The 16333-nt window shown below is 45.9% G+C and carries 18 protein-coding genes and 1 pseudogene; 9 read left to right on the forward strand and 10 right to left on the reverse strand.

Going from position 1 to position 16333, the window contains the following annotated elements; genetic code table 11:
- Nucleotides 1-18: 18 nt before the first annotated feature.
- Nucleotides 19-498 (forward strand): annotated as a pseudogene (locus QRX25_RS18125) (bacteriocin biosynthesis protein AlbG); the annotation flags it as partial.
- Between the two features lie 5 nt (nucleotides 499-503).
- Here the strand turns inward: QRX25_RS18125 and QRX25_RS18130 are convergent.
- Nucleotides 504-1898, reverse strand: coding sequence for a YncE family protein (locus QRX25_RS18130; RefSeq protein WP_212099664.1), 1395 nt, complete (start codon nucleotides 1896-1898; stop codon nucleotides 504-506).
- 229 nt (nucleotides 1899-2127) lie between these two features.
- On the opposite strand from QRX25_RS18130, the gene QRX25_RS18135 reads away from it, so the two are divergent.
- Together QRX25_RS18135 and QRX25_RS18140 are read left to right on the forward strand one after the other, a co-directional pair.
- Complete coding sequence (locus QRX25_RS18135) at nucleotides 2128-3273, forward strand: response regulator aspartate phosphatase (protein WP_212099667.1); 1146 nt, start codon at nucleotides 2128-2130, stop codon at nucleotides 3271-3273.
- Nucleotides 3257-3376: a PhrC/PhrF family phosphatase-inhibitory pheromone gene (locus QRX25_RS18140; protein ID WP_115996635.1), complete on the forward strand. Its 120-nt coding sequence runs from the start codon at nucleotides 3257-3259 to the stop codon at nucleotides 3374-3376. Before QRX25_RS18135 ends, QRX25_RS18140 begins: the two co-directional genes overlap by 17 nt.
- Before the next feature lie 133 nt (nucleotides 3377-3509).
- On the opposite strand, the gene speB is transcribed toward QRX25_RS18140, so the two are convergent.
- Together speB and speE are read right to left on the reverse strand one after the other, a co-directional pair.
- Nucleotides 3510-4382, reverse strand: coding sequence for an agmatinase (gene speB / locus QRX25_RS18145; RefSeq protein WP_065522437.1), 873 nt, complete (start codon nucleotides 4380-4382; stop codon nucleotides 3510-3512).
- Nucleotides 4383-4440: 58 nt separating this feature from the next.
- On the reverse strand, nucleotides 4441-5271 hold the full coding sequence (speE, locus tag QRX25_RS18150; RefSeq protein WP_013353957.1) for a spermidine synthase: 831 nt from the start codon (nucleotides 5269-5271) through the stop codon (nucleotides 4441-4443).
- Between the two features lie 199 nt (nucleotides 5272-5470).
- Between speE and QRX25_RS18155 the strand changes: the two genes are divergently transcribed.
- On the forward strand, nucleotides 5471-7543 hold the full coding sequence (locus QRX25_RS18155) for a transglycosylase domain-containing protein (RefSeq protein ID WP_212099672.1): 2073 nt from the start codon (nucleotides 5471-5473) through the stop codon (nucleotides 7541-7543).
- Nucleotides 7544-7567: 24 nt separating this feature from the next.
- On the opposite strand, the gene QRX25_RS18160 is transcribed toward QRX25_RS18155, so the two are convergent.
- From QRX25_RS18160 to QRX25_RS18170, 3 genes are all read right to left on the reverse strand, one after another.
- Nucleotides 7568-8005, reverse strand: coding sequence for a hypothetical protein (locus QRX25_RS18160; protein ID WP_212099675.1), 438 nt, complete (start codon nucleotides 8003-8005; stop codon nucleotides 7568-7570).
- Nucleotides 8006-8148: 143 nt separating this feature from the next.
- Nucleotides 8149-8670, reverse strand: coding sequence for a YwhD family protein (locus tag QRX25_RS18165; protein ID WP_212099678.1), 522 nt, complete (start codon nucleotides 8668-8670; stop codon nucleotides 8149-8151).
- Nucleotides 8671-8682: 12 nt separating this feature from the next.
- Nucleotides 8683-9342, reverse strand: a complete 660-nt coding sequence (locus tag QRX25_RS18170) for a site-2 protease family protein (RefSeq protein WP_014471167.1) — start codon at nucleotides 9340-9342, stop codon at nucleotides 8683-8685.
- A gap of 105 nt (nucleotides 9343-9447) precedes the next feature.
- On the opposite strand from QRX25_RS18170, the gene thmT reads away from it, so the two are divergent.
- Complete coding sequence (gene thmT, locus QRX25_RS18175) at nucleotides 9448-9636, forward strand: 2-hydroxymuconate tautomerase (protein ID WP_003151042.1); 189 nt, start codon at nucleotides 9448-9450, stop codon at nucleotides 9634-9636.
- Between the two features lie 38 nt (nucleotides 9637-9674).
- On the opposite strand, the gene QRX25_RS18180 is transcribed toward thmT, so the two are convergent.
- The gene (locus tag QRX25_RS18180; protein ID WP_212099681.1) at nucleotides 9675-10094 is read right to left on the reverse strand and encodes a MarR family winged helix-turn-helix transcriptional regulator; all 420 of its coding nucleotides are present in this window, start codon (nucleotides 10092-10094) and stop codon (nucleotides 9675-9677) included.
- Nucleotides 10095-10473: 379 nt separating this feature from the next.
- Here QRX25_RS18180 and QRX25_RS18185 point away from each other — a divergent pair, with 379 nt between their 5' ends.
- Complete coding sequence (locus tag QRX25_RS18185) at nucleotides 10474-11853, forward strand: APC family permease (RefSeq protein ID WP_065982582.1); 1380 nt, start codon at nucleotides 10474-10476, stop codon at nucleotides 11851-11853.
- Between the two features lie 64 nt (nucleotides 11854-11917).
- Here the strand turns inward: QRX25_RS18185 and QRX25_RS18190 are convergent, their stop codons facing one another.
- From QRX25_RS18190 to QRX25_RS18200, 3 genes are all read right to left on the reverse strand, one after another.
- On the reverse strand, nucleotides 11918-12418 hold the full coding sequence (locus tag QRX25_RS18190) for a YwgA family protein (protein ID WP_065982583.1): 501 nt from the start codon (nucleotides 12416-12418) through the stop codon (nucleotides 11918-11920).
- 39 nt (nucleotides 12419-12457) lie between these two features.
- Nucleotides 12458-13759 (reverse strand): HD domain-containing protein, encoded by a 1302-nt coding sequence (locus QRX25_RS18195; RefSeq protein ID WP_212099684.1) that lies wholly within the window; start codon nucleotides 13757-13759, stop codon nucleotides 12458-12460.
- A gap of 161 nt (nucleotides 13760-13920) precedes the next feature.
- Nucleotides 13921-14145, reverse strand: a complete 225-nt coding sequence (locus tag QRX25_RS18200; RefSeq protein ID WP_003151034.1) for a YuzB family protein — start codon at nucleotides 14143-14145, stop codon at nucleotides 13921-13923.
- Nucleotides 14146-14348: 203 nt separating this feature from the next.
- Here QRX25_RS18200 and QRX25_RS18205 point away from each other — a divergent pair, with 203 nt between their 5' ends.
- The 3 genes from QRX25_RS18205 (at nucleotide 14349) to QRX25_RS18215 (ending at nucleotide 16252) form a co-directional block, all read left to right on the forward strand.
- A complete protein-coding gene (locus tag QRX25_RS18205) occupies nucleotides 14349-15122 on the forward strand; it encodes an RsfA family transcriptional regulator (RefSeq protein ID WP_065982586.1) in 774 nt (257 codons plus the stop codon).
- 299 nt (nucleotides 15123-15421) lie between these two features.
- Nucleotides 15422-15697, forward strand: a complete 276-nt coding sequence (locus QRX25_RS18210; protein ID WP_115996628.1) for a PadR family transcriptional regulator — start codon at nucleotides 15422-15424, stop codon at nucleotides 15695-15697.
- Entirely contained in the window at nucleotides 15698-16252 is a 555-nt protein-coding gene (locus QRX25_RS18215) for an HAAS signaling domain-containing protein (protein ID WP_065982588.1), read from the forward strand.
- Nucleotides 16253-16333: the final 81 nt, after the last annotated feature.

The raw sequence follows: 16333 nt of genomic DNA on the forward strand, positions 1-16333 counted from the left end.
GAGAAGAGAAAATCATATCACTATGTCACCCAATCCTTGAAAAACATGACAGCAGCTTTTCAGAAACTCACACAGTCTCATCGAAGCTGCTGCGACTTCCAGCAACATAGATTGTGCAGCAGCTATAAAAACGTCCGCCAAACACACGTGATGGCTTCTGTATTATGCCAAGTCATCATATTCGGCTGCGTGTTCGAAATCGTCAAGGCCGTCCCTTTCCGCTTTCACACGCCCCTTGCCGTATCAACGGGACTCGCGGTGTTACTGATTTTGTATTTATTGTATTTTATGCGGACGAACTTGCTGCAGCTTTTCCAGCATGACAGCCTGTTCAAAAAAGGGCTTGCGGGAGCGCTGACAGGAGCCGGGGTTTGGTGGATGCTCAGTTTCACCATAAGTGAACTGCTGTTTTTGATCATCCTGACTGCCATCCAGCAGATCGGCTCATTTATTTATAAACGATTGTCTTATCCCAGCTCTGCTTCTCTCGATCTATGAAATCGCTACATTGCAATCGCAGACGGACCCGCGCCAACCGGGATCACCGTCACAGCTGTATAATCGCTCGTGCGGTACACGGTCACGGTATTGTCGTCGGGCTGTGCTGCATAAATGTACTGATTATCAGGTGTTACGGCGAGATCAGAGACGCCGGGGAGAGAGGCAGTTGTTATAAAAGTATGCTGCGCTGTATCTACGACAGTGAGATTCTCCGGGGATGCCTCAAAATAGGGCTCAAGGAAAAACGCACGAGTCCCATCAGCAGAAAAAACAATTGTAATTAAACCGTCAAACAGTCTGTTAATTCGTGAAGATTCGCTAAATGTTGTCAAATCTATCACAGAAACGGCATTCGGCCCTAGCTCACCATTTTCCAGATAAGCAAAATCCCCTATTATCGGGGTTACAATTAAATTTGGTGTTTCAAAGTTACTTAAACTTTCGATCAGCTGTCCGGTGTTTAAGTCATATTTATTAACGACCCAAATTACAGAGTTGGTCGTATAGAAAAACTGTCCGTTAGGGTCTAGGGCAAAATCGTCCGCAGCGGGTGACACCGTGAACGTATTGGTAATGGTTTGCGAGGAAATATTAATTTCATAAACGGAGCTGCCCCCTGCGAGAATATAAGCAAATTCTCCCCCAGTTTCAAACTGGATTTTTCTTGGGGCTCCTACAAGAGGGATGGTTTGTGTAACCGTTAATGTTTCGTTGTTAATGATCGACACAAGATTCGCATTCCTATGGAGAACATACGTATACGCTTTATCCAAGGTAACACCCAAATCAGTCGGGATATCAGATAAAGAAATGGTACTTACAAGAGTATTCACGTCAGCATCAATGACAGAAACCGTGCTGTCTCCAGTGTTTGCAGTAAACACGTAAGATCGATGATCCGGTTCCGGCACAAGCACAATCGTGCCCGTTACCGATAAAGGACTGCCATAGAATGGCGGAACGACAACAAGGTTCTCGATCGTAATGTCACTGACATCCGGGCAATCATCGGGTTCATCAGAATAATAGACGACTTGGTCAATCTCTGCATTGCGGATGACAGAAACAGACCCGTCCCCTTGTCCATATTGATTTCGCACTGGTGAGACACTGACGAGAAGCGTAACAGTTCCCTGCAGGCGCACTGCGAATTGAATACCGATTTCATCAGGCTCAGGCCCCGTCTCAATGAAACAGCGTTCAATGACACAAGAAAGGCTGTCTGCATTCCACGTCACGTTTGCAACAGCTTCAGCCGGATCAACAACAAACCCCTCAGGCAATTCAATCGGCGCTTGAAACATCGCTTCACGGCTTCCTTCTTCCTCGCAAAAACATAAACAATCTTCTTGTACGGCTCCTGCTTTTTCTTTAAAGGAAAGCATGTTACTTCTCATATCTTCACTTCCTTTTCAAACATACACTGCTCACGCAGATATAACAGAATATGGAAGATGTATTTGTTTGCTTGTACAAATTGTCGGGGATAATAGCGGATTTTTTGAAATGATATCCGCAGACATGCGGTTTTAAAAAGAAAACATTGCGGTATTTTTGCGCTATGCTTCCGAATGAAAATGATAAAATATGTCATATACATAACGTGGAAGGGAGGGATTCGGAATAGTGGCGAGTGTTGTATCGTCTTCAGCGGCTGGAGAAAAAATCAACGAATGGTATATGTACATTCGAAGGTTCAGCATCCCGGACGCCGAGTACTTGCGGAGAGAAATCAAAGAAGAGCTTGAGCATGCAGAGGATGATCAGGATCTTCATCTGTACTATTCTCTCATGGAATTCCGCCACAATCTGATGCTGGAATACCTCGAACCGCTGGAATCGCAGCGGATAGAAGAACAGCCGAGACTATCGGATCTGCTCGCGGATATTGATAAAAAGCAGGCCCGGCTGACCGGACGCCTTGATTATTATTTTAATTTTTTCCGGGGGATGTATGAGCTGGAATGCCGTGAATATCTTTCAGCGATTCAGTTTTTTAAGAAAGCGGAAAGCAAATTGACGTACGTTACAGATCAGATAGAAAAAGCGGAATTTTACTTTAAGATGTCAGAAGTCTATTACTATATGAAACAAACTTATGTTTCAATGGACTATGCGCGGCAAGCTTATTTAATTTATAAAAATGGGGAGAATTATAGCATTAGGTTGACTCAGTGCCATTCTTTGTTTGGCGCTAATTATCTTGATGTAAAGCAATATGATCATGCGATATCCCACTTTCAAAAAGCATATACGATGGCTGAACTGGATCAGCAGCCTCAATTAATGGGGAGAACACTTTTTAACATCGCTTTATGCCATAATAATCAAAACAATAAAGATAAAGCTATTCCTCATTTAAAAAAAGCCATAGATGTTTTTGAAAAAGCTCAAATGATTCACTCACTTCCGCAGCCCTACTTCTTACTTACACAGATTTATTATAAGTTAGAAAATATAGATAACGCGTACGATTATCATAAAAAAGGTGTCTCAATATGTAAGGAAATAGATGATATAATTTACGAGGAGAAATTTAAATTTTTGGAATATTTATACACGCCGAATCCAAGAGATATATTAATAAATGATTGTCTGCATTTTCTTGAAAGTAAATTGATGTATGCTGATATTGAGGAATTAGCTCTTGATGTAGCTAAATATTATTACACAAAAGAAGAATATAAAAAAGCTTCTGTCTACTTTTTAAAAGTTGAAGAAGCCAGACAGCAGATCGAAGGAGGAGTGAATTTATATGAAATTGAAGTATAAATTACTTATAGTCTGTTTTGCCGTGAGTACGCTATTAGTATCAGCAGGAATAACGAATAGTTTAACTCCTCATTATTATATTTCTGAACGTGCAATGATCTGAATTTATAATGACAGATTTCACTCTAGGTTTGCGGTGACAATCCCCTTGTGTTTTTTTATTCAAGAGATAGATTCTATTACAAAAACCCGGAACAAAGGCTGCTTCTGCCCTGTTATTCCGGGTTTTCTTCCTTCTACTTCACAAACCCAAGCAGCATTTCACGAATCATCTTGCTTGCCGTGTTTGCGGTTTGTTCTGAGTGGTCATAGATCGGCGCGACTTCTACGAGGTCAGCGCCTTTTACGCTGACTTCTGAGCGGGCGATTTCATGGATGGACGCGAGCAATTCCTTAGACGTGATGCCTCCTGCGTCAACCGTGCCCGTGCCCGGCGCATGAGCGGGGTCAAGAACGTCGATATCAATGGTGACATAAACAGGACGTCCCGCGAGCTGCGGCAGCACTTTTTTCAGCGGCTCAAGCACTTCAAACTTAGAAATGTGCATGCCGTTTTCTTTCGCCCATTCAAATTCTTCCTTCATTCCGGAACGGATGCCGAATGAAAATACGTTTTGCGGCCCGATGAGCTCGGCCGCTTTGCGGATCGGTGTAGAGTGGGAAAGCGGTTCGCCTTCATAATCCGTGCGCAGGTCTGTATGCGCGTCAAAATGAATGATGGCAAGGTCCGGAAACTTCTTATACATGGCTTTAATGACAGGCCATGACACAAGGTGCTCCCCTCCCATGCCAAGCGGGAACTTTCCTTTTTCTAAAATGCTGTCCACGTATTCCTCAATCATATCAAGGCTTCTTTGCGGATTGCCGAACGGAAGCGGAATGTCGCCGGCGTCAAAGAAATTCAAATCAGCCAAGTCACGGTCGAGATACGGGCTGTATTCTTCAAGACCGATAGACACCTCGCGGATTCTCCCCGGGCCGAACCGTGAACCCGGACGATAGCTGACCGTCCAATCCATCGGCATGCCGTAAAGGATGGCGTCCGCCTCTTTCCAGTCGGGTCGGCTTGCGATAAATACTTTTCCTGAATATGCTTCATCAAACCTCATGATAAAACCCTCGCTTTCCTGTAAAAAAGCGCAAGATTCGCTCCTGCGCCGTACGTTTTTATTTAATTAAGTCGCTTACAAATTTCGGAAGAACAAATGCCGCTTTGTGAAGCTCTTTCGTGTAATACTTCGTATCGATATCAAAGAAACGGCTGTCTTCCACTTCAAGCGGATCATACTTCTTAGAACCGATCGTAAATGTCCAAAGACCGCTTGGGTACGTCGGGATATTAGCCGTATACAGACGGGTGATCGGGAAGATTTCTTTCACATCGCGCTGTACGTTTGTAATCAGTTCCGGTGTAAACCACGGATTGTCCGTCTGCGCGACGAAGATGCCGTCTTCTTTTAATGCCTTGGAAATTCCGGCATAGAAGCCTTTTGAGAACAGATTGACGGCCGGTCCGACCGGTTCTGTTGAATCAACCATAATGACGTCGTATTCATTTTCTGATTTTGCGATGTGCATGAAGCCGTCATCGACTCTCACATCTACGCGCGGATCATCCAGCTTGCCCGCAATAGATGGAAGGAATTTTTTAGAGTATTCAATGACCTTGCCGTCAATGTCGACAAGCGTCGCTTTTTTTACGCCCGGGTGCTTCAGAATCTCTCTGATGACGCCGCCGTCTCCGCCACCGACAACGAGGACGTTTTCCGGATTCGGGTGCGTAAATAACGGTACGTGCGCAACCATTTCATGATAGACGAACTCGTCCTTTTCAGAAGTCATGACCATTCCGTCTAAGAACAGCATGTTGCCGAATTCTTCTGTCTCCACCATTTCCAGATGCTGAAATTCCGTCTGTTCCGTATGTAATGTTTGTTTCACCTTTAATGTAATGCCGAAGTTCTTCGTCTGCTTCTCCGTATACCAAAGCTCGCTCAATTGTCATCTCCCTTTCAAGGCTTATTTCATTTATTGTAAGCGTCTGTTTCGCTTTTATTCCGGTTAAAATCTCATTTTCACCTAAGGAAAAAGTATAGAGGATGGAGGGGAAAAAGTAAAGATGTGTCCGGCTTGCGATGTTTAAAAAACCGCCTTTTTTCACATAATAATAGAATCATGAAAAAGGGGGTTCCCAAAAGTGGATAAAGTATCTGGAAAACAGCTCAGAATCACGCTCAAAATCATCCGCGCCTGCATCTTTCTGACATTGATCGGCGGAATGCTGGCCGGCGTCTGCTTCACATCCATTCTTCTTGCAGCGAAATGGCAGGGAGCCCCCTCCGTCCGGGTTCCTCAGTCTACGATTCTTTATGCAAATGACGGCTCAAAGCTGGGTGAGACCGATTTCGGGGAAAAACGCTACTGGGTCCGGTTGAAAGATATCAATCCGATGGCGGTGCAGGCCGCCATTGCGGTAGAGGATCAAAACTTTTACAGCCATCACGGATTTGATTACCGGCGGATGGCCGCCGCAGCGCTTGCTGACATAAAGGCAATGGCCAAGGTTCAGGGCGCCAGCACCATTACCCAGCAATACGCGAGAAATCTCTACCTTGAGCATGATAAAACATGGAAACGAAAATGGAATGAAGCATTTTATACGATCCGCATTGAACAGAACTATTCTAAAAACGAGATTTTAGAAGGTTATGTAAATACGATATATTACGGCCACGGCGCGTACGGAATAGAAGCCGCCTCCCGCCTGTATTTCGGCAAACACGCCAAAGATCTGAACGATGCGGAAGCCGTGCTTCTGGCAGGCATTCCGAAAGGCCCGTCCGGCTATTCGCCTTATATCAGCGAAAAGAAAGCCAAACAGCGCCAGGAAACCATTCTCCGACTGATGACCGAACAGAAAATGATATCAAAAGCAAAAGCGGAAAATCTTAAGAAAGCCCCGCTTGCCTATCAGCCGCTGAAAAATAGAACCGCGGCGAAAACGGCGCCTTATTTTTACGATGATGCGATGAAAGAACTTGAGAAAAAGCTCGGCATGACGCGCGAACAGCTGGCAACGAGCGGGCTGCGTGTTTATACGACGCTTGATAAGCGCATGCAGCGGATCGCAGAAAACACTGTGGCACATACGATCCGTACCGGCTCTGACATTCAGGTCGGCTTTTCCGCGATTGATCCGGCAACAGGTCGCGTGCTTGCGCTGCTCGGCGGACGTGACTATGAAAAAAGCCCGTTTGACCGGGCGACACAGGCGAAACGCCAGCCGGCTTCCACGATCAAGCCGCTTTTGTACTATAAAGCGATTCAAAGCGGCTTTACACCGGTCACGCTGATGAAAAGCGAAGAAACAGAGTTCCAGATTGACGACAACGGAGACACCTATTCTCCAAGCAATTACAACGGCTACTACGCCAATAAACCGATTACCCTGCTTCAGGCGCTTGCGTTATCAGATAACATTTATGCCGTGAAGACCCATCTCTTTCTCGGCATGAATAAGCTCGTGTCGGCGGCGAAGGAATTCGGCATCAGCGAACATTTAAAGCCCCTTCCGTCTCTGGCGCTCGGAACTGAACCCGTGCGCCCGATTGAAATGGTCAATGCCTACGCGATGCTCGCAAACGGGGGAAAACAAATCACCCCTTCATTTATCACAAAAGTGACGGATACCGCCGGCAACGTCTTGTATGAACAGCCGCGCAGGCATCAGCAGGTTCTTGATAAAAAAGCAGCCTTTGTAACGGCAAGCATGATGACGGGCATGTTTGATAAAGATTTAAATGGCTATACTTCCGTCACAGGACGCACCATTTCAGACAGGCTGACCCGAACCTACGGCGGGAAATCGGGCACGACGAGCGCGGACAGCTGGATGATCGGTTTTAATCCCGCTCTTGCTGCCGGCGTATGGACAGGCTATGACAAAAGCAGCACGATTGATTCAGTTGAGGAAAAAAGCTATGCGAAGACCATTTGGGCGGATTTTATGGAGAAGGCGCTCAAAGGAGAACCGGAAATGGCGTTTAAACCGCCGAAGGGTGTCACGGGCGTCTACATTGATCCCGCTTCCGGCTACACATCAGGACCCGGATGCGCCGCAAAGCATTATACGTATTTTATCGCAGGCACAGAGCCCGCGGATGTGTGCTTCGGTCCGGAACCGTCTAAAAAAGAGAAGGAACACGCCCCCGCCCGCAAAGAACCTCGGCAAAAAAAATGGTGGGATAAGTGGCTCGGCAAAAAAGGCTAAGCCCGGTGCATCGCGCACCGGGCTTTAATCCGCATCTTCCTCAAGCACCCATGGGAGCAGAAGTGAAAAGTCAAGATGAATGATAGGATCAGGAAAATCCTTCGGTATAAAAAACCTTGTACTCGGCAAAGAAAACGAAAAGCGGATATCTCCCGCCTTCTCAATATGAGACTTCGGCCAGCCTTCGCCAAGGCGGCCGACAATCGGATAACTGCCCGCATAATGATGCCGGCCGTTTTCCTTTCCGATCTCCCCCAAGTCGTGACAGACAGACGGACGAATCCCAAACTGCGTAAACAATCTTGTTTTCTCGGCGGGAAGGAGATTCATCGCCTCGGAGAAATTCCGGCAGTTCGCGCAATCGCATCGATATCGATCGTCCCATGGTTTTTCGTATTGTTTTCTCGTTTCCGCCGCATCCGCCTCAATGACCCAAGGTCCGATGTCAAATACGGTGAGCATGATGAAACCTCCGCTTAAACATGAAAAACCCCGAGTCTTGGTTCGGCTCGGGACTTTCCATGTCCTGATTCTGTATCAACAGTTTACTCAGTACAATTGCGAAATAGTGCAAATATTTATAAAGTTCACAAAAAGTTCACAAATTATTTTTCTTCCGGAAGCAGTCCCGTTTTCAATTCATCGGATGAACGCTCCCATAGCCCTTTGTCATGCTTCTGCAGAAATTCAGCGAGCACCCGCTTTGAGCTGTCATCCATTTTGTCCACGATAATGCGGCGCTTCATTGATTTATCCATTAAATTCACATGCTCCGGCAATGACTTATAGCCTCTGCGGATACTTCTGTCCACGGTCATTTCACAAGCCGTCACACCCGCGTAATAAGGGCCTTCTTCTTTTCTGTCGATGGTGACCCATACGAGCCAGTACGGTTTTCCGTTCGGCACTTCATCCTTGTTCGGCAGGAATTTGATGCCTTTTTCCACGACACTGCGGGCGTGCATGGCGCCGATATCAACGAAGGCTTCCTTCTCTTCCACATCGACAAATACCGGAGAAATATTGTCAAGGCTCAGCGATCCGGCTCCGAAACCGCCATGTCCGTCGGTCGGATCACTTTTAATGATATTAAACCCGATTGATTTCTTCTTTTTTCCTTCTTCCATGAAAATACCCTCCTACAAAAGCGGTTGAAATATAATGGCAAATACTCTGAGAATCCAGTCTCTTCCCTCGCTTAACAGCGGCCACACGACATAGGAGCCGACCGGTGTCACAAACAGCACGAGGAACACGATAATCCCGTAGCTCTCAAATTGAGTCATTTTGGCGCGCACCCGCGGCGGCACGAGATCCTCAATAATCCGGTAGCCGTCAAGCGGAGGAAGCGGCAGCAGGTTGAATAAACACAGCGCGAGATTCAGCTGAATCCAAATAGAGAAAAAGCGGTCAAGCCCCATGCTGAATGCCGAAAGCAGCTCCATTCCGTAAGCATGCATCAACACTAGCAAAAAGAAACCGATAAAGGCAAGAAGCAGGTTGCTTACAGGCCCGGCGACGGAAACCAGCACTCCCGCCAGCCGCGGTCTTTTAAAGGCGCGGCGGTTCACCGGCACAGGCCGTGCCCAGCCGAAACCCGCGACCAAAATAAGAATGGTTCCGAAAACATCAAGATGTTTAATCGGATTGAGCGTTAATCTTCCCTGTCTCGCCGCGGTATCATCACCGAACCGATACGCGACATATGCGTGCGCCAGTTCATGCATCGTAAATGCCACGATTAGCGTAATCACGACATAGGGCATAAGCTCCAGCGGATAATATAAAAATCTGTCCAAATGTAAAAATCCCCTTTTTTAAAAAATGCAAGATTGTCCTCCGTTCAGTATACTATAAGTGACCGCTCTTCCAAAGAGAGGAAACGATAAAGGAGGAACAGCACCATGCCGCTCGTAACCGTTAAAATGCTTGAAGGCCGCACAGATGAACAAAAACGGAATCTGGTTGAAAAAGTAACAGAAGCCGTAAAAGAAACGACAGGCGCAGCCGAAGAAAAAATCATTGTCATGATTGAAGAAATGAGAAAGGATCATTACGCCGTCGCCGGCAAACGGATCAGCGACACGGAGTAATCCTTGATAATGGCCGGTGCTGCTGTACGCGGGCCGGCTTATTTCACTAATTTTTCAACCAGGCTGAAAAAGGTTTTCTTTTCTTCCTCTGTCAATGCTTCGAACAGCTCGTCAATCAGCAGCTGCCGATTTTCAATCATTTGCATGGCCGCCATTTTCCCTGATTCGGAAAGCGTCATCCACACTGTGCGGCGGTCTTCGTTATTTCTCGACCTTTCCACGAACCCTTCTTTTTCTAAATGATTGAGAGCGGTAGTCGTGGCGGAAGGCGATAATGTGACTTCCTGCAATATATCTTTAATCGTGCACGTGCCGTGCCGGTAAATAATCCTGAGAATAAATCCTCTGATATTGTTTATACTCTTCGGAATTGTCGCCTCATCAAGTTTTTTCGTGCTCTTTAAGTACTTTGTGAGAGCATAATCCAGTACATTTGCTTGCAAGTTATCGTGCTTCATGCAGAAACTCCCCATTTCAAGATGCATCCATCATCATTTGATTGTTTTTATTACATTTTACTGATACCTTACGGAGAAAGTCAAAATTCCGGCCGGAACACCCGCAACTTTTATCCTGCCCTTTACAGACTTTTGTCTCCCTCTTTTTTCACCGGCCCCTTTTATGCAATGCTGGTTTTATAGACATGATTCAGGTAAAATCATTAAGGGTGACTGCGTTTGACGGAAAGACTGATCTGATACGGCAGACAATATGATGGGAAAGAAACGGAACAAACGGGGAAACAGAACACAGGATTGTTGATTACACAGAAGATGTGACACGGGTAAAAGCCAAAGAGTTCCTCTCGGCTTTTGCTTTCGGATGGAGGGATGCGTGTTGCGGAATATCCTACAAAAAAAAGACATCACCCAGCTGCTTGAACAAAGCAGAAACAGGCAGACTGCCAAAACGATGGGTGGATTTGATTTAACATTACTGGGCATCGGCGCCGTCATCGGGACGGGCGTCATGGTCCTTACAGGCATTACGGCCGCGAAAAATGCCGGGCCTTCCGTTATCTTTTCTTTTATCATTGCAGCCGTTGTCTGCAGTCTTGCAGCATTATGTTACGCCGAAATCGCTTCTGTTCTCCCGGTTTACGGAAGCGCTTATATTTACTCTTATACCACCATGGGAGAAATTATCGGCCATTTAATGGGCTGGACGCTCTTATCCGTTTATATGGTGACGGCGTCTGCGGTGGCAAGCGGCTGGTCAAGTTATTTCAATAATCTGTTAGCCGAAATCGGCATACCTTTGCCGGACAGTCTGCTGCACGTGCCGAGCCAGGGGGGCATCGTCAACCTTCCTGCCATCATCATTACTCTATTAATTGCGGTCGTTCTGTCACGCGGATCCAAAGAGAGCAAAACATTTAATAATGTAATGGTTCTCGTAAAAATCGGAATTGTTTTACTGTTTATCATTACAGGCAGCTTTTTTGTGAAGCCGGGCAATTGGCATCCTTTTATGCCTTTTGGAATCAAAGGCGTAATCACGGGGGCTTCTGCCGTCTTTTTTGCGTTTCTCGGGTTTGACGCGATTTCCGCTTCGGCTGAAGAAGTCAAAAAACCGCAGCGCAACCTGCCGATCGGCATTATCGGTTCACTGGTGATCTGTACATTAGTATATGTCATTGTCTGTCTCGTCATGACCGGGATGGTTCCGTATTCACAGCTTAATGTGCCGGAAGCCATGTCTTATGTATTACAGACTGTCGGACAAAACGCGGTGGCGGGCGTTATCGCTGCCGGAGCGGTGATCGGGCTGATGGCCGTCGTTCTCGCCCATACATATGCGGCGACCCGCATATCCCTGGCGATGGCAAGAGACGGGATGCTGCCGAAAGTCTTCACGATTGTCGGAAAGAAATCGGGAGCTCCGATCTTTAATACGTGGGTGATCGGGCTGACAAGCGCATTTATTGCGGGTTTTGTTAACCTGAAAGAGCTGTCAGATCTCTCAAACATCGGCGCATTATTGACATTCGCCATGGTCAGTCTGTCCGTACTGATTCTTCGCCGCACCCATAAGGATCTGCCTCGGGGATTCAAAGTGCCGTTTGTACCCGTTCTGCCGATTTTGGCCATTATCTGCTGTTTGTTTTTAATGGTCAATCTGCCGCTGAAAACATGGCTTTATTTTATCGTCTGGCTGATCATCGGCGTAATCGTTTACTTTTTATATTCGTACAAGCACAGCAAATTGAGAAAATAAACAAAACCAGGCCCGCTTGTTCGCGGCCTGGTTTTTGCATAAAAAAAGACGAAAGCCATCGCCTTTAACAAATGTGTTTCAGCTCTTCTATGTAGTGAAGCGCCTCATCATATTCTTCATCAGTATATTTCTGTTTGCTTTTTATCGTAAACACTTTCTCTTTCTTTTCCTCTGCTTCAAGGCCGTCAAAATACAAAATCGTGGACACCAGCTCCAGAAACCGGGATGAGCGGCTGTTGACGCTGTCGATGTAATTCTTCATATCCGGCATCGTAAGCTCCGCATGATGTAAAAACTCGGCTCCCGTCTCCGTCAGCGAGTATCGGTATTGAAAGTAGCCGCCCTTTTTTTCCTTCACCTCATCCAGAAACCCAAGATTGCACAGCTCTTCAATTCGAAGCGTCAGTTCTTCGGAATACGGACCGTAAAAATGAAAATCATATTTTTCGTAGAAAGGATACTGCATTTTCTTCGCGATATAAATGATTTTCTGCAGCTTTTTCCGCCCGATGATTTCTCCAGAATCCGAGAACACCTTCATCAGTTTTGCATGTTCTTTCAACAAATTCCCGACATCTCCTTTTCCTTCTTTACCAAAATCCTTCTATGTCAGTCCCAGCAGCTGCCGGATTTTTAATTTTGCTTCAGGGTTTTCTGAATCGTCAAAAATGAGGTCCATCGGATAGTACAGCTTATGATCCGTCCGCCGTTTGCCCGAAATGGATTCGACAATGGCGGACTGCCTGGACAGCTCTTTTATCTGGCCGTTCTGCGTTAACAGATGAATCGGCAGACGCTCTTCTTCCTCACCCGGACGGTAAAAATCATACGGCAGATCCGATGAAGAATCGACCACCAAATAGTAATTGGGATCAATTCCCGCCTCTTTAAACAGAGCGGTCAGCTCAAAATAAGCCGACATTTCTTCATTCGGGTTAAATTCGGCATATTGAAACAGCTGGCGGTTAATGAAGCGGCGGCACAAGTCGGACAGAATCGGATCCTCTTCTTCCTCCCAAGCCTGGAAATAATACAAAATGATTGCTTCATCAAGCTTCAGATAATCATCGAGCGTCAGCTTCCCTTCAAAAATGGAATAAAAATGAACGGGAGCATGAGTGAAGATATACCCTTCTTCATGGAGCTGCTTCGCACGGTGGAGAATTTTCGTCAAAATGACTTCAGCGCTTCTCGTCACAGGGTGAAAATACACCTGCCAGTACATTTGATAGCGGCTCATAATATAGTCTTCGACGGCATGCATGCCGCTTTGCTTAATGACGATCTGGTCCTCACGGGGACGCATCACCCTTAAAATCCGTTCCATATCAAAATGTCCGTAGCTGACGCCCGTATAGTACGCGTCCCGCTGAAGGTAATCCATCCGGTCGGCGTCAATCTGGCTCGAAATCAGGCTGACTACCTGTTTGTTTCTGTATGTTTTGGCAATGACTTCAGCAACATCCTGCGCAAATCCCGGTCCCGCCTTTCTGAGAACCTGATTCACCTCAGTGTCGCCCAGAATGATTTCCCTCGTAAAATCTTCATGATCCAGATGAAAAACCTTTTCAAAGGAATGCGAAAACGGCCCATGCCCCAAATCGTGCAAAAGCGCTGCGCTGAGACAGAGTTCGCGTTCATTGTCATCCCATTCAGGACGCCCTTTAAAGACATCATCAACCATTCTTCTGACAATCTCATAGACGCCGAGAGAATGGTTAAAACGGCTGTGTTCCGCGCCGTGAAACGTCAAATACGTCGTACCGAGCTGCTTGATCCGGCGCAGCCGCTGAAATTCACGGGTGCCGATCAAATCCCAGATCAGCTTGTCCCGCACATGAACATAGCGGTGAACAGGATCTTTAAACACTTTTTCTTCTGATAATTTTCCATTTGGATACGCCATCGTCATTCCCTCTTTTTTTTAGCCGTGATTCTATTATATCGGCTCAATCATTTGAAAACATCCTTGAATTTGTCCGGCGTTTTGTTCCAGTTTTCCGAAACTGATTTTTTCGAAGCAAAAAAGCCTGACCCATCGGGCGAGGCTGTCGTAAACACACAAATTCACTTTTTGATCTTCTTTTTCACTTTCTCAATCAGCTCGTCCTCAGTCGGCGCAGACAGCGGGCGGTTGTTTACGAAAGCAAACGATTTTTTGCGTCCGGGCCCGCAATATGACTGACAGCCGACCTCCACTTTTGCATCCGGATCAGCTTCTTTTAAACGCGGCAGCAATGTTTTAATATTGGTGGCTTGGCAATCATCACACACTCGGAATTCATTAGCCATGATGTACGCTTCCCTTCATTCAATGTTCCTCTATGTTAATTCTTAATTTTTAAAAACGAAAAAAATCACATCACATTCCATTGTACAAGGATTCATCTTATCCTGCAAGGCTCTGCGTATCTCTCATTCTTTCAGCCAATTTGTATAAATATTTTCCAATCTGGACATTCTAATACCATCAAGATTATTGGGGGTTGAGAACATTGACAAAGCAAAGACAGGACGCCTGGTCAGAGGAAAATGATCTGCTGCTTGCGGAAACCGTGCTCCGGCACGTTCGGGAAGGAAGCACGCAGCTTAACGCCTTTGAAGAGGTAGGCGATAAATTAAACAGAACATCGGCAGCATGCGGATTCAGATGGAATGCCGTCGTCCGCCATCAATACGAAAAAGCGCTTCAGCTCGCCAAAAAACAGCGGAAACAGCGGATGCGCGCGCTTGGCAACGGCCAGCCGGCCAAGAAGAAATTATTATATCAGCCGCCTGCACCGGATTCGGATATCATTCAAGAAACCGCACCCGAAAAGACGGTTCAAACAGAAGCGCCAAAAGATGAGCGGCAAGCCGTCATGTCCGGCGAACATATGCCTTATGTCGATGAAAGCTTCAAGGAAGAGTTAGCTAGTTTATCACATTTGCTGGCGCCACAGCAGCCGAGCCCAACAACTGAGCTTACAATGGCAGACGTCATTCAATTTCTGCAGAGCTATGAAGGCAGCGGAAAGCAAACCTCTGCCCTGCAAATGGAAAATGACCGTTTAAAACGGGAAAACCAAGAACTGCAGTCTAAAACCGAGAAGCTGGAAGCGGCTGTCGAAAAACTTGAAAAAGATCAAAAAACCATTCAGGAAGACTACGAAACCTTGGTTAAAATTATGAACAGAGCCAGAAAACTAGTTTTATTTGAAGAAGACGAACACGCCTCCCCGTCCTTTAAAATGGATCGGAACGGCAATTTAGAAAAAATGGCCGAATAACGCAAAAACCCCCTTTCCTTATCACGGAAAAAGGGGTTTTTGTCATTTGTCAATGACGCGCATGCTGATCTATATTAATGTAAACATTGTCCGGGGGCCTTCTTCCACAAGGCCTGCACATCTCAGTCCCCGTCCGTACATAAGCATAAAGATTCAATTCTTCATCCCAAATGGTACTTGGGAATTATTGATCAATTAACTACTGTGCAATACACTGTATAAATAATACAATTATTAGATATGATGGGAATGATAGTAAAGTGAATAGCCAATTACGAAAAGGAGCTTTGGAACTTTGTGTGTTATCTCTGCTTCTTTATGAAGATTTATATGGTTATGAATTAATCAAGGTCATAAGTGAAACGTTCCCTGTGTCGGAGGGCACCATCTACCCCATATTACGGAGACTCACAAAAAATAATTATTTAAAAACATATACAGCAGCCTCAGATCAAGGCCCGTCACGCAAATATTACAAAGTAACAGAAGAAGGAGCCTTTTACTATCACACATTAAAAGCAGATTGGCTCGACCTGTCCGAAAAAGTGAACAGCATCATTAAGGAGGGAAAGTGAATGTTTAAAGACCAATACCTAAAACAGCTCCGGCGGGAAATAAAAGATCTGCCGGAACTTGAACAAAAAGAGATACTTGCGGATATCGGCGAAATATTCCAAATGGGCGGTGCTGAAGGAAAAAGCGACGAACAAATCGCCGAAAATTTAGGAGATCCCAAAACACTTGCGCGCACCTTAAAAGCTGATATTTTCATCAATGATGCCCAGGAGCAGAAAACATGGCGCTCCTTTTTCAAAGCATTCGGCCTGCTGTTAGGCATGGGCCTGTTTAACTTCATGGTTATGCTGACACCGTTTCTTTTTGCCTCTGTTACGGTATTAAGTTTGATGGCGATCGGGCTTATGCTGATAACCGGGTCATTCTTTCTTCTTGTGAAGGTACCGATTGTCATAGCCATTTTTAACGGGTGTATTGTCCTCGGAGCGGGTATGGCGGTGTTTATGGCCGGATTTGATCTTTCGAAGCTGATATTCCGTGTCTTTTTGCGCTATTTTAAATGGAATGTCAGCGTTGTAAGGAGGGAAACCATTGAATCGAAAAATGTGGTATAGCATTGCTCTCATTTTAATCGCTGCCGGTCTGATCGGAAGCATGTTCTTCGGTTTTGACGGCTTTTATCCTAATTCATAAGG

The organism is Bacillus sp. L381 (genome assembly GCF_030284525.1).
GTDB lineage: Bacteria > Bacillota > Bacilli > Bacillales > Bacillaceae > Bacillus > Bacillus amyloliquefaciens.

What these genes read in the sequence shown, in the direction of transcription:
- QRX25_RS18130 (WP_212099664.1), bottom strand. Translation starts at nt 1,898, where the DNA reads ATGAGAAGTAACATGCTTTCCTTTAAAGAAAAAGCAGGAGCCGTACAA.
- QRX25_RS18140 (WP_115996635.1), top strand. Translation starts at nt 3,257, where the DNA reads ATGAAATTGAAGTATAAATTACTTATAGTCTGTTTTGCCGTGAGTACG.
- speB (WP_065522437.1), bottom strand. Translation starts at nt 4,382, where the DNA reads ATGAGGTTTGATGAAGCATATTCAGGAAAAGTATTTATCGCAAGCCGA.
- QRX25_RS18160 (WP_212099675.1), bottom strand. Translation starts at nt 8,005, where the DNA reads ATGCTCACCGTATTTGACATCGGACCTTGGGTCATTGAGGCGGATGCG.
- QRX25_RS18165 (WP_212099678.1), bottom strand. Translation starts at nt 8,670, where the DNA reads ATGGAAGAAGGAAAAAAGAAGAAATCAATCGGGTTTAATATCATTAAA.
- thmT (WP_003151042.1), top strand. Translation starts at nt 9,448, where the DNA reads ATGCCGCTCGTAACCGTTAAAATGCTTGAAGGCCGCACAGATGAACAA.
- QRX25_RS18180 (WP_212099681.1), bottom strand. Translation starts at nt 10,094, where the DNA reads ATGAAGCACGATAACTTGCAAGCAAATGTACTGGATTATGCTCTCACA.
- QRX25_RS18195 (WP_212099684.1), bottom strand. Translation starts at nt 13,759, where the DNA reads ATGGCGTATCCAAATGGAAAATTATCAGAAGAAAAAGTGTTTAAAGAT.
- QRX25_RS18200 (WP_003151034.1), bottom strand. Translation starts at nt 14,145, where the DNA reads ATGGCTAATGAATTCCGAGTGTGTGATGATTGCCAAGCCACCAATATT.
- QRX25_RS18215 (WP_065982588.1), top strand. Translation starts at nt 15,698, where the DNA reads ATGTTTAAAGACCAATACCTAAAACAGCTCCGGCGGGAAATAAAAGAT.